A 15,595-nucleotide genomic window follows, 5' to 3' on the forward strand; every position below is an offset into this window, starting at 1 on the left:
GATCAGATGGCCGTATGAGTATATTTTTGTCAGATGATGCTTGGCAAATCAACCGAGTTTATAAAAATCATATGAGATTTTGTATTTTGCACAAAACGCATTTTTCCGACAGACAACCGACGGATATGTACGAGCGAATGCGGTTCAGACGATGCGCCCGCTTTTGAGAATATGATCCATGCCGCTCAGGATATGGCGGCGCACAACGGCTTGCGCGCCTTCGACATCGCGCGCCACGGCCAGTTCGAATAGCAATTTGTGGTCATCCACGACGGGCCGTCCGCGAAAGGTCTGCGCCAGCATGTGATAGCGCAAAAAGCGGTCGAACACCGAGGACAGCGCCGTCAGCAGTGTTTGCGAATCGCATGCCGAGACGATGGCCTGATGAAACTCCCAGTCGTAACGCACCCAGTCCATGGTGCGCGATGCATCGCCCGCAAGCAGCACTCTTTCCGCAGCGGCGAGCTTGTGGTGGGCCGCAACGATACGCCCTTCCCATTCCAGATCGCCGACCGCGAAGGAAAGCCCGATGGCGTGGGTTTCGAGAACCGAGCGCAGATCGGCCAGTTCCTCAAGCTCCTTGCGGGAAGCCGGGCTCACTTCAAAACCGCGCTGCCCTTCAGCGACGACCAGATTTTCCGTGGTCAGCCGGTTGAGGATCTCGCGCAGCGACGAGACGCTGATCGAATAGCGCTCCTTTGCCTGTTCCAGCTTGATCTTGGCCCGTGGCGGTAATGTCCCGGAGATGATGTCCTTGCGGATCTGCCGGAAAACTACATCGCTGACGGTTTCGGTGGGTGCGCTTTCTTCCCGCAGCATGGTGTTTCCTTTTCCGTGGCGGTCACGATCAACGGCAGTGGCAAATCAGGGCAAGGTGCCCCCGGCCAGCGCATGTTGGACGCCGCCATCTATGTGCTTGATAAGAATAGCTTTTGCTTCGGTCGCATTGCGCGCTAGCGCAGCGTCGAGCAATTGCTTGTGTTCCTTTTCGGCGACATCGCCGCGATAGGACAACGCAACCATCTGATAGCGCAGATATTTGTCGAAGACGGTGGCGTGGGTTTCCATCAGCAATCTTGAACCGCAGGCGGAAATTAGCGCCTGATGAAACTCCCAGTCATAGCGTTTCCATTCTTCCGCCCGGCTGGCGTCGCCTGACGCCATGATCTGCTCCATCCGCGAAAGCTTGTAGTGCGCGGAGACCAGTTGCGCCTCCCAATCCATCCCGCCGAAAGCGAAGGATTGCTCCAGCGCGTGGGTTTCGAGCAACAGGCGCAATGCAGCGATTTCCTTGAGATCGGCATCCGACATGGGCGCGACTTCGAAGCCGCGCTGGCCTTCGGCAACGACAAAACCTTCCGATGACAGCCGGTTGAGGATTTCGCGCAACGTACTCACGCTGGTGTCGTAGGAATCCTTCAGGCTTTCCAGCCGCAACCGCTGCGCAGGCGCCAGCCGCCCGAAAATAATATCGGTCCGAATGCGGCGATAGCAGCTTTCAGCAATGGACTCATTGGAAGATTCGTAACGCATTTGGAGATATCTCAGATATTCGACACTTTATCATACATGTCTCGCGCTGCGGTTACAATGTGATATCCTGTCTTGCGGCAAGGTCCGACATTTTCTCGGATGATTTTTGGATCGTCCCTGAATACGGAGGCTGACCGGCCTCCACGGAATATCGCGGCAGCAGCACGATACGGACAGATCATTTGATATATTGCTGTTGGTGGATCGTGCTTACGGTTGGCGCTGTTGCAAGCTGATGGCTCCGCCTCGTCTTCGACTTGGATGTGGTTGCGGGATAGGCGCTGTTAGTGAAATCCGTAAAGAAGTCGGCGAAGCGAAGCTGATAGTACGAGCGGCTTGGCTCTTCCTTCTTGGGGTGTAAACTCTCAATAGTTGCATCTTTAGGTGGCAAAATGTGGGAAGAAGAATTAATAGAGGAAGTCGGCGTTACCGGCGAGGTGATTGCCGCCAGAGAATCGCGTGCTGCGGCAAAAGGAATGCGCGGCAACTCATCGTCGCCGCTTCGGCGAACCCAAAGCTTATCGAGCGGCAGTCGCGATGTTATTGGGAGCTTTAGCGTTGAACCAGTAAGTTATGGAAAAAACTCTAAGGTTCTTGGGCGTGTCCCGACCAATGTGACGCATCGCGCAAGCAACGGTTTCTTTTCAGAATTGCAGGCTCGCTCGTCGGAATTTGGAAAAGCGGCCAAAGACATAAACGACCGATATTTGAATCATATTGAGGCGGCATGGTCCAAATCAGAAGAGATATTAATAAGCAGATTAACATATCCTATTCCTGTGAATATTTTGGCAGATTTTGCAAAGTTAAATTATGAGGAAGCGTTGTCAAAAAAATTTGGGTTGTTCTCTAAATCGAATCATATCTTCGCAATAACGATTCTATAAATTGGCATGGTGAAGGTATTACTCTACCAGAATTAAATTTAAGATGGAAAAAGTTTATTAAATGGAAAGATAGAGTAACTAGGGCTGAAGAAGGTATAAGGCCAATAATTGATGAGCTTTCTGAATTCAATCGAATAATTGTAAATCATAAATAATAACTTAAAATATGTTTTTTTTGGATAGTGATATTTTATGATTTTACATTCGGATCTTTGGATCTATATTATTTCTACGAGACGAAGGTTATTTGACTTCGCCCGACGTGGAGTTATCGTGCTACGAAAGCTTCAATAGCAACCGGCAGAAACCGGTGCTACGACTTCTGCCGATCTTCATTTCGTTCCCGGTAGAAATAGCATGACCTCACAAACACCTATCCGTAAACCGCGTGGCCGCGATCTTGGCATCCCTTTCACCGGGCGCACTGGTCCGCATAATGCGATCACCGATGTTGATGGCGTCGGTGTCGGCTTTCAAACGATCATCGAGAACGAGCCGCGCCCGGGCCGCAAGCGTCCTGTCCGCAGTGGCGTGACGGCCATTCTGCCGCACATGCAGTCGGAAACGCCTGTTCCAGTCTATGCTGGTGTGCATCGTTTCAACGGCAATGGCGAAATGACCGGCACGCACTGGATCGCGGATGGCGGTTATTTTCTGGGACCCGTCGTCATCACCAATACGCATGGCATTGGCATGGCGCATCACGCCACCACCCGCTGGATGGTTGACCGCTATGCCTCGACCTACAAGACCGACGATTTTCTCTGGATCATGCCCGTTATTGCCGAGACCTATGACGGCGTGTTGAACGACATCAACTGCTTTCCGGTTACCGAAGCCGATGTGCGCAAGTCGCTCGACAGCGTTGCCTCCGGCCCGGTGCAGGAAGGCAATTGCGGCGGCGGCACGGGCATGATCGCCTATGGTTTCAAGGGCGGCACGGGCACGGCATCGCGCGTCGTGGAATTCGGTGGTCGCAGCTTCACCATTGGCGCGCTGGTGCAGGCCAATCACGGCCAGCGCGACTGGCTGACCATTGCCGGTGTTCCGGTTGGCCAGCATATGCGCGACGGCACGCCGCAAAGCCAGTTGCAGGAGCGCGGTTCCATCATCGTGGTGCTGGCAACGGACCTGCCCTTGATGCCACATCAGTTGCAGCGGCTGGCACGTCGCGCAGCGATCGGCATCGGTCGCAATGGCACGCCGGGCGGCAACAATTCGGGCGATATTTTCCTGGCCTTCTCGACGGCCAATCAGCGCCCGATGCAACACCGTTCCGCGCCGTTCCTCCAGATGGAAGTGGTGAATGACGAGCCGCTCGATCCATTCTATCTCGCTGCGGTCGATAGCGTGGAGGAAGCAGTGGTCAATGCGATGCTGGCAGCTGAAGATATGGGCGGCACGCCTTACGACCGTCTGCGCGTTCAGGCTATCGATCACGACAGGCTGCGCGAAGTGCTGGCCCGTTACGGACGGCTGTCTGCATAAAGACGGCTGATTGCAAATATAGAAAGCAGCGACAGATGCGGGTTCTGTCGCTGCTCCCCCTTTTGTGATGCCCTTTTGACTGGAGGTCAGATCATCACAAACTGGTAGTGTTGGTGGGGCCCATTTTTGCCACTAGAACGACCGCTGGAAGCGCACCGTGCCGCCCCAGGCATCGTTGACCTTGTTGTCGCGAAAATCGGCTTCGTAACGCCTCCAGTTCCCACCGAATTTGGTGTAGTTGACTTCCGGCGTGATGGTGAAGCCGGGGACAATTTGGTAGGCAATATTGGCGGCAGCAGCCGTCTTGCCCCAATCGTCATGCGCACCTTGGAGATTGAACGCGACCTTGTCGGTTGCCAGGAATTTCAGGCCGCCCCAAACAGCCCAGTCGCCGCCCCATTGGCCGTACATCTGGTCCGGGTCTTCTTCCGAAGCATAGCCGCCCTGTAACCAGAGCGAGAAACGGTCGGTCAGATTGACGTCGCCGCGAAGCTTGGCCGCCCATTCTTCGATAACGGAATCATACGCAACGACGCCCGCAATAGAGCCCCAGCCGCCTGCATATTTCAGGCCGCCGACGACATGCGGCACATAACCGTCGATCGTGTAATGATGGCCTGTCGGATTTCTGTAACCGTTATCGTTGTCGCCGCCCTCTTCGAGAGCGATCACTGCGGAGAAGCCGCTGCTGCTTGCGAATGTGTAAGAGATCTTGCCTGTGCGATAGGCGCCGGGAGAAACCACGTCGTCGTTAATGACGTCGCCGAGATAGCCGGTGAAAGTGTGGAATTCTGACTCGTCGATGCCGACTTTGAGACCACCCAGTTCGATATAGGCGAATTGGAGAACGACTTCCGAGCCGCTCCAGCCATAAACGTCGGTTCTGCGCGAATTATTTGCCCAATAGTTGAATCGGGTCTCGGTGAAAGTCTTCAACGTGCCCAGTTCGGTTTCGGAAGCAGTCGAGGTGCGCAACGCAAAACGGGCGCCCTTGTCCCAGCCTTCTCGATCTATGCCCGAAAAGACATTATCAGCGCCATTCATGTCGTAACGCACATAGCCATGAATGCGCAGGCAGGTCTCGGTGCCGGGGATGTAAAAATAGCCCGCGCCATAGGTGTCGCAAACACGCACATATTCAACGGCTTCCGGCTCCGGTGCGATGATTGCGTCGGCAGCGTAAGATGAAAAAGACATCATCGTCGCTGCCGAAGAGATCAGAACGGTCTTCATTTTCATAAGAGTTGCCTCGATTCAGCGTGAACTTTGAGAGAGTTCATGTATATCGCGGCAAAGCTTCGGTCTCAATGGAACTTAAAGTAATTAAATCCAATAGAGTTGTTATGTTGCATAAGAGATACCAATTTATATAATAAATATCGATTTGTATTTTTACTTTTACATGATTAGATATGGATTACCAATAAATCAAACTATGAAATAGTTATATAACTAATTATAAAATTCTCATTATTTTTCAAAAAGTTGCGATTTTGCGAATTTGATTGATAGTATAATCATGCATTTCAAAATGAGAGGATTTAATCGTTCCTTTGGAGCGGCTAATTGGAAAAGAAGTTTATCGATGACGATTGACGCAGAAAAAATGATTTTATTGCGCGACTTGATGGCGAATATACTTGTCTCCGCGAAAATATGGCGATCACTGGCCAATGAGGCGCTGCTGGACCTTGGACTTGATTCCGGGGTTGCGGCCTGCCTGTTCTGGATCGCCTATGTGGGCGATGGCGCCAAGCAAATCGATATCGCGACGGAAATGGGGCTGACGGCTGCATCGCTGGTGCGGATGATCGATTCACTCGAAGCGCTGCAGCTGGCGCGCCGCGAGGTGGATGAGAACAACCGGCGGGCCAACCGGATCAGGCTGACCGACGAGGGGCGTCGTGTCGTTTCCATCATGCAGACGATCCTGGATAGTGTGCACCAGAATCTGTTCCGGGAATTTGAGAGTTCCGATATCAACACGGCCAATACTCTTTTGCGGCGCGTCATCAGTGAAAGGGCGTGATCCCTGTTCGATCACGGCCGAGCCGGCACGGTGTTGAAGAAACTGCGCCTGGTCCGGTTGTTGCCGGACAGGCGGTTCAAGGCTCATTTGTTGCGGAATGTTTCTGGCTTCGACGCGGAAATATTCGGTTACAAAAAAATGAAAACCGCCCGCCGTGAAGTGGCTATAGTGTTTTTCAACAACACCTGATTGATAACGTCACGAGCCCGAATGAGCGTTCCGCCCCATATACTGATCGTCGATGACGACCCGGAAATCCGCTCGTTGTTGTCGCGCTATATCAGCGAGCAGGGTTTTCGCGTTTCGGTGGCGGGCGATCGCCGCGAATGCGAAAAGCGTCTCACGGAGACCAACCCCAATCTGATTGTTCTGGATGTCATGTTGCCGGATGGTTCGGGCCTCGACATTTGCAGGCGGCTGCGTGACCGGGAGCCTAGCATTCCGGTCATCCTGCTGACTGCATTGAAAGAGGATGTGGATCGCATCATCGGTCTGGAAATCGGCGCGGATGACTATCTGGGCAAGCCGTTCAATCCGCGCGAACTGACGGCTCGCATCAAGGCTGTGCTGCGCCGCAGCCAGCATGTTCCATTATCCACTAATGATGATGTTACGCTTTTCCATTTCGGCGCCTTCGTCCTCGACCCGCAGCTGCGCAAGGTTGCGAGGGATGATGGCGCGCAGGTCGATCTGACGGCGGCTGAATTCGATCTGCTCAAAGTATTCGTGGAGCGTCCTGGTCGGCTATTGTCGCGTGACCAGCTGCTCGATTTCACACAGGGGCGGGGACGCGGCCCGCTTGATCGCTCGATTGACGTTCTTATGAGCCGGTTGCGCCGCAAGCTTGATGACAGTCAGGCTGGCGATGTATTCAAGACCGTGCGCAATGGCGGCTATCAGCTGACGATACCGGTCAAAACATCGGTTGTGACGCGATGAACACATTGCGCAATCGCATCGCTCTGTTGTTGATCTGCGCCATCGTCTCCGTTGTGGGACTGGCGACATTTGCGGCGGACCGCGTACTCAGTCCGCCGCCGCGCGAACTGACGTCTGATCCGCTGGCGCGCCAGATCATGCTGCAGGTGTCGCTGTTCACTCAGAACCCGGCAGCAGCGCAAGCCTATGGCCTTGTCGTTCAGGACAAACCCATTGATACGAATGTCGATGAGAGGGGAACCCGCTTCATCTCGCGCGCGCTGGCTGCAAACGGTAAGGACTGGCCGCTGATCGTCAGCCATGCGGACACGCCGAGGACGGACAATGTCTCGGTCAAACTTGGCGAGGATCGGTGGATCATTTTGCAAATTCCGCAAATGGGGCCGCCGGAAGGCGCCGCTCGCGTGCTGGCTTTGTGGGTCTGCCTGATTGTGCTGGGCAGTGCTGTCATTTCATTGTTCGCCGCTGCCAAGATCACGAAGCCGCTGCGCCTGCTCGAAGGGGCGGTGACGCGCATCGGGCCGGATGGCGTCCTGCCGCTGATCCCCGAAACCGGATCGGGCGAAGTGCGCGCAACTGCAAAGGCCATCAACCACCTGTCAACGAGGCTCAAGACGGCAATGGAAAGCCGCATGCGGCTGGTTGCCGCCGCCGGTCATGATCTGCGCACACCGATGACGCGGATGCGGCTGCGCGCCGAATTCGTCGCAGATGAGGCGGAGCGTGCGAAATGGCTGGCAGATCTCGAAGAGCTCGATTCCATCGCCGACAGCGCCATTCGTCTCGTGCGCGAGGAAGTGGACAGCAACGGCGCGACGGAGATTTTGCAGCTCGACCGCCTCGTGACCGAACTGGTCGCGGAACTGCGGGCGATTGGCTATTCGGCAGAGTTGCAGCCGGTGAAAACCGCGCAGCCCCTCGTCGTGCAGGCCAACCCGATTGCGCTGACGCGCGCCTTGCGCAACCTGATGATCAACGCGGCAACCCATGGCCATCACGCTGTTGTGTCGAGTGTTGAGAAGAACGGCGAAGCAGTCGTTCTTATAGAAGATAACGGTCCGGGCATTCCTGAAGAATTGATAGGGCGCATTTTCGAGCCCTTCTTCCGGGTCGATGCGGGACGCCGGAAAATGCATCCCGGTGCGGGGCTTGGGCTGGCCATCGCCAAGGAAATTATCGAGCGCATGGGAGGGCGCATCGATATCGCCAACAAAACGCCGAACGGCATCGCGCAAACCGTGACGCTGCCGGTCGCAACCAAATCGCTCAGTAAACAAGGTTTATAGTATGGTTCAGCCGCTGATTTCCCGTAGCAAACCGTGTCGCTTCCTCCCAGATGCGCGGTCTTTCGGAATGGCGCTGGCCGCCGCGTCGCTTCTGCTGGTTTCTGCCTGTTCGCAGGAGCAATCCCAGAAGGCGGGCACCAATGCCGCGGCGCTGCCGAAACCGGAGGTTGGCGTTGTGACCTTGCAGCCGCAATCGGTCTCGATCAATGCCGAAATGCCGGGGCGCACCACCGCGTCGCTAGTGGCGGAAGTCAGACCACAGGTTGGCGGTATCATCGAGCAGAGGCTGTTTACGGAAGGCAGCGAGGTCAAAGAGGGCGATGCGCTCTATCAGATCGAACCTGCCAGCTATAAGGCTGCCTATGAGAGTGCAGCTGCCGATCTCCAGCGGGCGGAAGCGACTGTACCCAGCGCGCAATCCATGGTGACGCGCTATCAGGGGCTGATCAAGCAGAACGCCGTCAGCAAGCAGGACCTCGACAATGCGGTTGCATCGCTGGCGCAGGCCAAGGCCGATGTTGCGGCAGCGAAAGCCGCGCTGGAAACGGCGCGTATCAACCTTGATTATACGTCGATCAAGGCGCCGATCAGCGGACGCATCGACCGCTCGACCCTGACGCCCGGCGCGCTGGTGACAGCCAGCCAGGACACGGCGCTGACCACCATCCGCACGCTTGACCCCATCAATGTCGATGTGACGCAATCGAGCACCAATCTGCTCAATCTTCGTCAGGCCATCCAGGATGGGCGCATCAAGATCAGTGGTGAAAATGTCAGCGTGCGGCTCAAGTTGGAAAACGGCGCGATCTATCCGCTGCCGGGCAAGCTGGAATTTGCAGAATCCGCAGTCAGCGAGACGACGGGCACCTTTACGCTCCGCGCCACATTCCCCAATCCGGATCGACTGCTTCTGCCGGGCATGTACGTGCGCGCGCTGGTGGAAGAGGGCGTTGCGCCCAACAGCTTCCTCCTGCCGCAGCGCGGCGTTTCGCGCAATGCCAAGGGCGAGCCGACCGGCCTTTTCGTCAATGCCGAGAACAAGGTAGAGGAGCGCGTCCTCGAAGTCCGCCAGAGCGTCGGCAATAATTGGCTGGTCAACGGCGGCGTTGCGGCTGGCGACCGGGTCATCGTGGAAGGATCGCAGCTCGTCCGCGCCGGTCAGGAAGTGCAGGCGGTCGATGTCATTGTTGATGATACGACCGGCGAGGTGCGCGAGCGCAAACAGGCGCAGACGACCGATGGCGCTGGCAGTCAGTTGACCCAGAACCAGACCGGCAACGCGGCGGTGAAGGAATAGACCATGTCGAATTTCTTCATCAACAGGCCCAATTTTGCCTGGGTCATTGCGATTGTCATCATGCTTGGCGGTTTGCTGGCGCTGAGTTCCCTGTCGATCTCGCAATATCCGCAGATCGCGCCGACCACGGTGCGCATCAGCGCCACTTACGCGGGCGCAGATGCCGAAACGGTCGAAAACTCGGTTACCAAGGTGATCGAGCAGGGCATGACCGGCATCGACAATCTGGATTACATGACGGCCAACTCGACCTCGACCGGCTCGGCAACGATTACGTTGACCTTCACCAGCGCCGCCGATCCCGACGTGGCGCAAATGCAGGTGCAAAACAAGCTGCAGCTCGTCCAGTCGCAGCTGCCGGAGAGCGTACAGAGCACGGGTCTGACAGTCAGCAAGTCGTCCGAAAGCTTTCTGATGGTCATCGGCTTTGTCTCGACCGATAGCAAGCTGACAGCCAACGATCTGGCTGACTATATCGACAGCTCGCTCAACGATACGCTGAAGCGCGTCGAAGGCGTGGGCGATACGCGCATTTTCGGTTCCGGCTATGCAATGCGCATCTGGCTGGACCCCGACCAGCTTGCGAAATATGCGCTGATGCCGGGCGATGTCGCTTCGGCGATTGAGGCGCAGAACACGCAGGTTTCGGCTGGTCAGCTGGGCGCAATGCCAGCCAATAAGGGTCAACAGCTCAATGCGACGGTGACGGCGCAAAGCCGTCTTCAAACGCCGGAACAGTTCCGCAACATTATTTTGAAAAGTACGACCGATGGCGCGCTGGTGCGGTTGAACGATGTGGCCCGCGTGGAACTGGGTTCGGAAAGCTATACGAGTGAATCCAGTTATAACGGTCTGCCTTCGGGCGCCATCGGCATTTATCTCGCCACCGGCGCAAATGCGATCAGCACGGCGGAAGGGGTGCAGGAAGCAATCGGGAACCTGAAGGAAACGCTGCCAGCGGGGGTGGAGGTCGTTTATCCTTATGACACGACGCCCTTCGTGCGCTTGTCTATCGAGGAAGTGATCAAGACACTGATCGAGGCGATCATTCTGGTTTTCGTCGTGATGCTGGTGTTCCTGCAAAACATCCGCGCCACGCTTATTCCAACGCTGGCCGTTCCGGTGGTTCTGTTGGGCACGTTCGGGGTGCTGGCGATCTTCGGCTATTCCGTCAATACGCTCACCATGTTCGCCATGGTGCTGGCCATCGGCCTTCTGGTGGATGACGCGATTGTCGTCGTGGAAAATGTCGAGCGCGTGATGGAGGAGGAAGGACTTCCGCCAAGGGAGGCCACGATCAAATCCATGGGCGAGATCACCGGCGCACTGGTTGGCATCGCGACGGTGCTTTCGGCGGTGTTTATTCCGATGGCCTTTTTCGGCGGATCGGTCGGCGTCATCTATCGCCAGTTCTCGGTCACCATCGTATCGGCGATGATCCTGTCGGTGGTGGTCGCGCTGATCCTGACGCCCGCTTTGTGCGCCACGCTTTTGAAGCCGGTCCAAGGCCATGCGAAGCAGCGCGGCATTTCCGGTTGGTTCAATCGCGGTTTCGACCGGACAACGAATGCCTATCGCCGTGGCGTGAATGGAATCCTCACGCGGTCATTCCGTTACCTTCTGGTCTTCGCGCTGATCGTGGTTGCCATGGGCTGGATGTTCAACCGTCTGCCAAGCTCGTTCCTGCCGCAGGAAGATCAGGGCACGCTGATGACCAGCGTTCAGCTTCCCGTGGGCGCTACGCAGGACCGTACCGAACGGGTCATGAAGCAGGTGACGGATTTCTATCTCAATCAGGAGAAGGATGCGGTCGAAGGCGTGATGAGCGTAATCGGCTTTGGTTATGGCGGGCAGGGACAGAATGTCGGTCTGGCCTTCGTGCGTCTGAAAGATTTCGAAGCGCGCCAATCTGCTGATCTGTCGGCAAGCGCGGTCGCCGGACGCGCCATGAAATTCTTCTCGACAATTCGCGACGGCAAGGTTTTTGCGCTGGCGCCGCCTGCCATTCAGGGCATGGGCAATTCGAGCGGCTTCGATTTCTTTCTGCAAGATGTCAATGGCGCCGGTCACGCCAAGCTGATCGAGGCACGCAACCAGTTGCTGGCGCTGGCGGGCAAAAGCAACCTTCTGGCCAATACGCGCCCGAACGGGCAGGAAGATACGCCTGAATTCGCGATCAATATCGATCAGGAAAAGGCGAGTGCTTTGGGCGTTTCGCTGGCCGATATCAACAGCACGCTGTCGACAGCCTGGGGCAGCGCCTATGTCAATGATTTCATCGACAGGGGTCGCATCAAACCGGTCTATGTTCAGGGCGACAGCAATTTCCGCATGCAGCCGGAAGATCTGGAGAAATGGCAGGTCCGCAACGCCGATGGCATCATGGTGCCGTTTTCAGCCTTTGCAACCGGCTACTGGAAATATGGCTCGCCGCGACTGGAACGCTATAACGGCTCGTCCGCCGTGGAAATTCAGGGCGAAGCGGCACCCGGCGTCAGTTCCGGTGTCGCTATGGATGAAATAGACAATCTGATGACGCAATTGCCGTCCGGATTTGCCCATGAATGGACCGGACTTTCCTATCAGGAACAGCTTTCCGGCAATCAGGCAGCCTCACTCTATGCGATTTCGGTTCTGGTGGTGTTCCTATGTCTCGTCGCGCTTTATGAAAGTTGGTCCATCCCGTTTGCAGTCATGCTTTCCGTGCCGATCGGCATTTTCGGCGCACTTTTGGGCGCAACGATTTTCGGGCAGAGTAACGACGTTTATTTCAAGGTCGGTCTTCTCACCACCATCGGTCTTGCCGCAAAGAATGCTATTCTGATCGTCGAATTTGCGATAGAGCGGCAAGCGGCAGGCATGGGGCTGGTCGAGGCGACGCTGGAGGCCGCTCGACAGCGCCTGCGACCGATCCTGATGACATCATTCGCCTTCATTCTGGGCGTCACTCCGCTGGCCATTGCAAGCGGTGCCGGTTCGGGTGCGCAGAACGCAATCGGTATCGGCGTCATGGGCGGGATGATCGCCGCAACCGTGATAGGTGTCTTTCTTGTTCCGCTGCTCTTCGTTGCCGTTCGGCGCATCTTCAAGGGCAAATCCAGTCAAACTCAATCGGTGTCGCCGCAGACGCAGACGGAATCAAACCATGTCGACAAATGATCTCACCCGCCTTGCAGCGACTTTTGACCACAACCCCTGCACCAGACAGGATCAGCGCGTCCGCCGCACGATGAAAGTGCTGGCCACGTTGTGTCTTGTTGCGACCGTCAGCGGTTGTGTGGTCGGGCCGGACTATCAGTCGCCCCTGATCAACATGCCTTCCAACTGGGGCAACAAGAAGCAGCAAAAACCGGCAAAGCCCGCGGAACTGGCCGAATGGTGGAAGCGGCTCAACGATCCATTGCTCAATGCTTTCGTAGAGGAAGCGGTTGCGGGCAATCTGGATGTTGCAACCGCCAAGGCCCGCGTGCGCGAGGCGCGCGCTACCTATCGTCAGTCGGTCGGCACGCTGCTGCCGTCACTGGACGGTTCCGCTTCGGCGACCCGCAGCCGCACAGGCTCTTCGGTCAGTGGCACGGCGAGCACCAGCAGCCAGTTCCAGAGCGGACTGGATGCAAGCTGGGAAATAGATCTGTTCGGCGCCAACCGCCGGTCGGTGGAAGCCGCCAAATACGGCATGGATGCCTCGGAAGAAGACCTGCGCAATACGCTCGTGACGCTGATTGGCGATGTAACTACGAATTATGTCGAAGCACGCGGTTATCAGGCGCGTGCCGCGCTGGCCCGGCGGACCGCCGCTTCACAGCGCGAAACGGCGACCCTGACGCGCAACAAATTCGAGGCGGGCGCATCGTCGGCGGTCGATCTTTCCAACGCATCCGGTCAGGCGGCTTCGACAGAGGCCAATATACCGGACCTTGAAGCGGCCTATGCCGCTTCCGTGCATCGGCTTTCTGTGCTGACAGGTCGCGCGCCTGCCGCACTTGCCGAGCGCATGAAGAAGGTTAAGGCGATCCCCAAGCCGAAACTGCCGATGCCCACGGGCATTCCGGCAGACATTCTTCTCTCCCGCCCGGATGTGCGGCTGGCTGAACGTCAATATGCGCAATACACGGCCAAGGTCGGTCAGGCGGAAGCCGCCCGCTATCCAGGTCTCAGCCTGACGGGCGATATTGCGACCTCGGCCACCAAGATCGGCGATCTCGGCAAAAGTTCGTCGATCAGCTGGTCGTTCGGCCCAACCCTCACGGTTCCGATCTTCAATGGCGGCCAGCTGAAGGCAGCCGTCGAGATGGCGCAGGCGCAGCGCGACCAGTATTTTATCGCCTACCGCTCTTCGATCCTGACCGGGCTTGAAGACGTCGAAAACGCTATCGTTTCGCTGGCGCAGGAGCGCATCAAATCGTCCAAGCTTGCAACATCGGCTCGCCATTATCGCGAGGCGGCGTCGCTTGGACGTTCGCTCTATCAGTCGGGTACGCAGAGCTTCCTCGATCTTCTGGAGGCCCAGCGTTCGCTCTATTCGGCGGAGGATTCACTGATCGCCAGCCAGGTTCTGATCACTACCGACTATATCGCGCTCAACAAGGCGCTTGGCGGTGGCTGGAGTGGCGCCATTGAAGTTTCCAAACCGGAAGTCGTGGACGTGAATACGGGTCCGCGTCTTCCGAAGAGAAATGCGGTGGCCACTGCCGCCGCCAACTAAGTTAAATCCCCCTCATACGGATTTGGTGGTCGCATTCCGGCATGTGCTGCCAATGTCACACATTGGCCAAGGCAGATGCCGGAATTGAAAAGATTGCCAGCAATTATAGATTTCTACTGGATTTTTCGAATTCGACCCTTGATCATGCGGCCCTGTGAGGCCGGTTTCCGAGGTCACGTTCAATCCACGAGCATATGCAAGGTTCCCTGAATGCGCTTTAAACGTCTCGTCGTCACGACCGCAGTCCTCATCGCTGTGGCCGTGTGCGGATATTTTTACTGGCGCAGCCAATCGTCGTCCCAAACACCATCGATGATGACCGCCACTGCGACCCGCAGCGACATCGAAGTCACGGTGCTTGCCACGGGAACCATTAAGCCGGTTCGTCTGGTTGCGGTCGGCGCGCAGGCATCGGGCCGCATCACATCGGTCAAGGTGAAGCTTGGGCAGGTCGTGAAGGCGAATGACCTCATTGCTGAGATCGACTCCACCACGCAGAAAAACGACCTGCGAACATCCGAGGCGTCACTTGCCAACATGCAGGCGCAGTTGAAGGAAAAGCAGGCGACGCTGGCGCTGAACCAGCAGACGCTGAACCGCCAGAAAGCCATGCTTGCCAAACATGCTGTTTCGCAGGCCGATTACGACACGGCTGCTGCCGATCTGAATGTGACGCAGGCGCAGATTGAATCGCTCAGGGCCCAGATCAAGGCAGCCGAAGTTGCCGTCGAGACCGCCAGAGCCAATCTCGGGTATACGCAGATCACCGCGCCGATTGAGGGAACCGTTCTTTCCATCGTCAGCCAGGAAGGCCAGACGGTCAACGCAACGCAATCCGCACCGACGATTGTTATTCTCGGCCAGCTTGACCGGATGACGGTTTATACGGAAATTTCCGAAGCTGATATCGTCCGGGTGAAGCCCGGCCTGCCGCTTTATTTCACGGTGCTCGGCGATCAGGACCGCCGCTATGAAGCAAGCCTTGAATCGGTGGAACCGGCGCCGGAATCGATCAAGAGCGACAGCAGCTTCAGTTCCTCAAGCTCGTCCTCGTCGTCCTCTTCGAGCAGTACGTCGTCGGAGGCGATCTATTATAATGGCCTTTTCACCATCCCGAATGAAGACGGGCATCTGCGCACCTATATGACGGCGGAAGTGCACATCGTTCTCGGGCAGGAGAACAATGTCCTGACCATTCCGTCCTCTGCCTTGGGTGCGCCCGATGCGGATGGCCGCTATACGGTGCGCGTGGTCGATGACAAGGGCCAGATCTCACGCAAGAAGATTGAAATCGGCCTGAACAACAAGGTGATGGTTCAGGTGAAATCGGGCCTCGATGAAGGCGAACGCGTCGTCACCGGCCAATTGGCGGCAGGTGCTGCGGCAAGCCCCAGCCCGGGTGGCCGTCGCGGCCCGCCGATGGGCTTCTGA

General features: G+C 56.7%; 13 protein-coding genes. 10 read left to right on the top strand and 3 right to left on the bottom strand.

Going from position 1 to position 15,595, the window contains the following annotated elements; all coding sequences use genetic code 11:
* Positions 1–144: 144 nt before the first annotated feature.
* Positions 145–819 (bottom strand): GntR family transcriptional regulator, encoded by a 675-nt coding sequence (locus D8666_RS12155; RefSeq protein ID WP_109367143.1) that lies wholly within the window; start codon positions 817–819, stop codon positions 145–147.
* A gap of 45 nt (positions 820–864) precedes the next feature.
* Positions 865–1,533 (bottom strand): GntR family transcriptional regulator, encoded by a 669-nt coding sequence (locus D8666_RS12160; protein WP_109367144.1) that lies wholly within the window; start codon positions 1,531–1,533, stop codon positions 865–867.
* Between the two features lie 392 nt (positions 1,534–1,925).
* On the opposite strand from D8666_RS12160, the gene D8666_RS12165 reads away from it, so the two are divergent.
* Positions 1,926–2,420, top strand: a complete 495-nt coding sequence (locus D8666_RS12165; RefSeq protein ID WP_109367145.1) for a hypothetical protein — start codon at positions 1,926–1,928, stop codon at positions 2,418–2,420.
* Positions 2,421–2,777: 357 nt separating this feature from the next.
* Positions 2,778–3,908: a DmpA family aminopeptidase gene (locus D8666_RS12170; protein ID WP_121538199.1), complete on the top strand. Its 1,131-nt coding sequence runs from the start codon at positions 2,778–2,780 to the stop codon at positions 3,906–3,908.
* Between the two features lie 132 nt (positions 3,909–4,040).
* On the opposite strand, the gene D8666_RS12175 is transcribed toward D8666_RS12170, so the two are convergent.
* A complete protein-coding gene (locus D8666_RS12175) occupies positions 4,041–5,147 on the bottom strand; it encodes a porin (protein ID WP_109367147.1) in 1,107 nt (368 codons plus the stop codon).
* Between the two features lie 280 nt (positions 5,148–5,427).
* Between D8666_RS12175 and D8666_RS12180 the strand changes: the two genes are divergently transcribed.
* The 8 genes from D8666_RS12180 to D8666_RS12210 all read left to right on the top strand — a co-directional run bounded on the left by D8666_RS12180 (position 5,428) and on the right by D8666_RS12210 (position 15,595).
* A complete protein-coding gene (locus D8666_RS12180; RefSeq protein ID WP_121538201.1) occupies positions 5,428–5,937 on the top strand; it encodes a MarR family winged helix-turn-helix transcriptional regulator in 510 nt (169 codons plus the stop codon).
* Positions 5,938–5,967: 30 nt separating this feature from the next.
* The gene (locus D8666_RS24220) at positions 5,968–6,126 is read left to right on the top strand and encodes a hypothetical protein (protein ID WP_167836076.1); all 159 of its coding nucleotides are present in this window, start codon (positions 5,968–5,970) and stop codon (positions 6,124–6,126) included.
* Positions 6,127–6,147: 21 nt separating this feature from the next.
* Entirely contained in the window at positions 6,148–6,876 is a 729-nt protein-coding gene (locus tag D8666_RS12185) for a response regulator (protein WP_109367149.1), read from the top strand.
* The gene (locus D8666_RS12190; protein ID WP_121538203.1) at positions 6,873–8,162 is read left to right on the top strand and encodes an ATP-binding protein; all 1,290 of its coding nucleotides are present in this window, start codon (positions 6,873–6,875) and stop codon (positions 8,160–8,162) included. The genes D8666_RS12185 and D8666_RS12190 overlap by 4 nt, the downstream gene beginning before the upstream one ends.
* 67 nt (positions 8,163–8,229) lie before the next feature.
* A complete protein-coding gene (locus D8666_RS12195) occupies positions 8,230–9,459 on the top strand; it encodes an efflux RND transporter periplasmic adaptor subunit (protein WP_235858951.1) in 1,230 nt (409 codons plus the stop codon).
* Between the two features lie 3 nt (positions 9,460–9,462).
* On the top strand, positions 9,463–12,618 hold the full coding sequence (locus D8666_RS12200; RefSeq protein ID WP_121538205.1) for an efflux RND transporter permease subunit: 3,156 nt from the start codon (positions 9,463–9,465) through the stop codon (positions 12,616–12,618).
* A 70-nt stretch (positions 12,619–12,688) separates the two neighbouring features.
* Positions 12,689–14,164 (top strand): efflux transporter outer membrane subunit, encoded by a 1,476-nt coding sequence (locus D8666_RS12205; RefSeq protein ID WP_121538358.1) that lies wholly within the window; start codon positions 12,689–12,691, stop codon positions 14,162–14,164.
* A 210-nt stretch (positions 14,165–14,374) separates the two neighbouring features.
* Positions 14,375–15,595: an efflux RND transporter periplasmic adaptor subunit gene (locus D8666_RS12210; protein ID WP_121538207.1), complete on the top strand. Its 1,221-nt coding sequence runs from the start codon at positions 14,375–14,377 to the stop codon at positions 15,593–15,595.

Origin of the sequence: Ochrobactrum soli (genome assembly GCF_003664555.1) — a bacterium.
Lineage (GTDB): Bacteria > Pseudomonadota > Alphaproteobacteria > Rhizobiales > Rhizobiaceae > Brucella > Brucella teleogrylli.